At 48.4% G+C, this 2,816-nt stretch carries 3 protein-coding genes; 2 read left to right on the forward strand and 1 reads right to left on the reverse strand.

The features are described from left to right. Positions 1-848, forward strand: an 848-nt coding sequence (asnA, locus tag JF818_RS07625) for an aspartate--ammonia ligase (protein WP_198891431.1), incomplete at its 5' end; no start/stop codon positions are given. Between the two features lie 9 nt (positions 849-857). Beyond that, entirely contained in the window at positions 858-1,610 is a 753-nt protein-coding gene (locus JF818_RS07630) for an exodeoxyribonuclease III (RefSeq protein ID WP_198891432.1), read from the forward strand. An 8-nt stretch (positions 1,611-1,618) separates the two neighbouring features. On the opposite strand, the gene JF818_RS07635 is transcribed toward JF818_RS07630, so the two are convergent. Beyond that, on the reverse strand, positions 1,619-2,816 hold a 1,198-nt coding region (locus JF818_RS07635), incomplete at its 5' end, for an EF-Tu/IF-2/RF-3 family GTPase (protein WP_255528441.1).

A 2,816-nucleotide genomic window follows, 5' to 3' on the forward strand; every position in this document is an offset into this window, starting at 1 on the left:
GACCAGTGCGGTTTCAGATAGGCAATCTGGAAAATCGTGAAATGGAAATCGTTCAATCCTTGGCAAAATGGAAGCGAATGGCTCTTGCTGATCTTGGCTTCAAACATGGCACCGGCTTGTATACCGATATGAATGCCATTAGGCCAGACGATGACCTGGATGCAATACACTCCATTTACGTTGATCAGTGGGACTGGGAACTGGTCATGGGGAAACATGAACGTTCACTTGACTATCTCAAGCGTGTAGTGAGGAAGATATACTCATCGATGAAACGTACTGAGTTCCTGGTAAGCGAAATGTTTCCTGGATGTAAAGCGACGCTTCCTGAACATATTACCTTTATCCACAGTGAGGATGCACAGAGAGAGTACCCACAGTTGAGTCCAGTACAAAGAGAAAAAGCGCTAGCAGAGAAGTATGGAGCCATCTTCCTTATTGGGATCGGCAGCCCCCTTGCTGATGGTATCAGCCAAGGCGGGAGAGCCCCTGATTATGACGATTGGTCTACCAAGACCGACGATGAGCACACCGGCTTGAATGGGGACATCATTGTCTGGGATACCGTCCGTGGGGATTCCCTGGAGCTCTCCTCAATGGGTATCAGGGTGGATGAAGAGACCTTGCTTCGACAGTTGAAGATCAGGAATGCCGAGGACCGTGCCTCATTGTACTGGCATACACGTTTGCTTGGTGGAGAGTTGCCGCAGACCATCGGTGGTGGTATCGGACAGAGCCGTCTGTGCATGTTCCTCCTGAAAAAAGCACACATTGGAGAGGTCCAGGCCTCTGTGTGGCCTGAAGAAGTTCTCAAAGAAGCCGATTCGATGCACGTGTTTCTTATGTAGGAGTATTGCATGAAGTTAATCAGTTGGAACGTCAACGGGCTTAGAGCAATTCAGAAAAAGGGATTTGAGGAGTATGTATCATCTTGTGATGCAGATATTTTTTGCTTGCAGGAGACAAAGCTGCAGGAAGACCAAATCTCCCTGAGTCTTCCTGATTATCACTTGTACTGGAGCTTTGCTGAGAAGAAGGGCTACAGTGGCACTGCTCTTTTCAGTAAAACAGAGCCAATTGATGTTTCAACTGGAATTGGTCACCCCTTGGATAATGAAGGGAGGACTGTTACCGCCGAATTCGAAGACTTCTATGTAGTAAGTTGTTATACACCCAACAGCCAAAGCGAATTGGCAAGGCTCGATGTTAGAATGGATTGGGATGAAGCATTCAGGGCATATGTATCTTCCCTGAAAGATATGAAGGGTGTCATTGTATGTGGTGACCTGAATGTGGCCCATAATCCAATCGATCTGAAGAATCCGAAGTCTAATGAACGGAATGCTGGGTATACCATTGAAGAACGACAGCAATTTACCAAGCTCCTGGAAGCTGGATTCATCGATACATTCCGCCTCCTCTATCCTGAGAAAACCGATACCTACTCGTGGTGGTCGTATCGGTTCCGTGCAAGGGAGAAGAATGCAGGGTGGCGTATCGACTACTGGCTTGTCAGTGAGGACCTCAAGGACCGTGTGGAGGACAGTTCAATCGATACCGAGGTCATGGGCAGTGACCATGCCCCGGTAATCTTGAACCTGCAGGACTAGAAGAACAATTACAGCAAGTACTGAGGAATCTCTCCTCGGCTCTCGAACACTTTTCGTTGTTGGGTGCCGAGGACTTTTTTACACATCCTGATTGCTTTTGGTGTGATTTCAACCAGTTCATCATCCTTGATAAATTGGATGGCCTGTTCCAGGCTTGGCTTGCTTACCGGAGTCAGGATAACCGCATCATCCTTACCGGCTGCCCTATGGTTGGTTAGTTTCTTCGTCCTGGTTGGGTTGAGCAGCAAGTCACCTTCCCTGTTCCTCTCACCAACTACCTGCCCTTCATAGACAGGATCACCCGGCTCGATAAACCATCTACCACGATCTTCCAACTGGAACAGTGCATAGGGTACTGCGTTACCGCTTCGGTCGCTGATCAAGCTTCCGCTATAACGGTCAGGAAAATCCCCTTTGTAGGGCTCATAGCCCTTCATGTAACTGTTCATTATCCCGTTGCCACGGGTATCGGTGAGAAACTCATCATGGTACCCTATCAGGCCACGGGAGGGGATCTCAAACTGCATTTTCACTCGAGCATTCTCACTGTAGGTAATATCCCGCAAATGGGCTTTTCTCTTTGCAAGCTTTTCCATGACCGTCCCACTATGTTCCTCGGGACAATCTATATAGAGAAACTCAACTGGTTCAGTCTTTCTACCCTGTTCATCGGTCTTGAATATGGTCCTTGGTCTGCCTACGCACATCTCAAACCCTTCTCGACGCATTTGCTCAGCGATGATGGCCATCTGGAATTCGCCTCTTCCTTTTACCGTAAAGGTATCGTCGGCATTCCTCTCAATCTTGATGGAGACATTACGTAGCGCTTCCTTCTGCAAGCGTTCCCAGATCTTTGCCGAGGTTACCTGATTGCCTTCCCGTCCAGCCAATGGGCTGATATTCTTGGCAAAAAGCATGGAAACAGTCGGTTCATCGATATGGATACGCTCCAGCGCCTTGGGATTTTCACTGGTACAGATTGTGTCCCCGATATGAACATCTTCCACACCGCTGAGCACAATGATATCACCACTGAATACCTTGGGTACTTCACTGAACGTCGGGCCACTATAGGTCTGCAGCTTCGATACTCTCAGTGGCTTGATAACACCACCCTCTTTCAGACACACAAGGTTGTCGTTGGTGGTTGCAATTCCATTCACGACCTTGCCGATAACGAGGCGTCCGAGGTAATCATTGTAGGAG

Source organism: Sphaerochaeta sp. S2 (assembly GCF_016406725.1).
Classification (GTDB): Bacteria; Spirochaetota; Spirochaetia; order Sphaerochaetales; family Sphaerochaetaceae; genus Sphaerochaeta.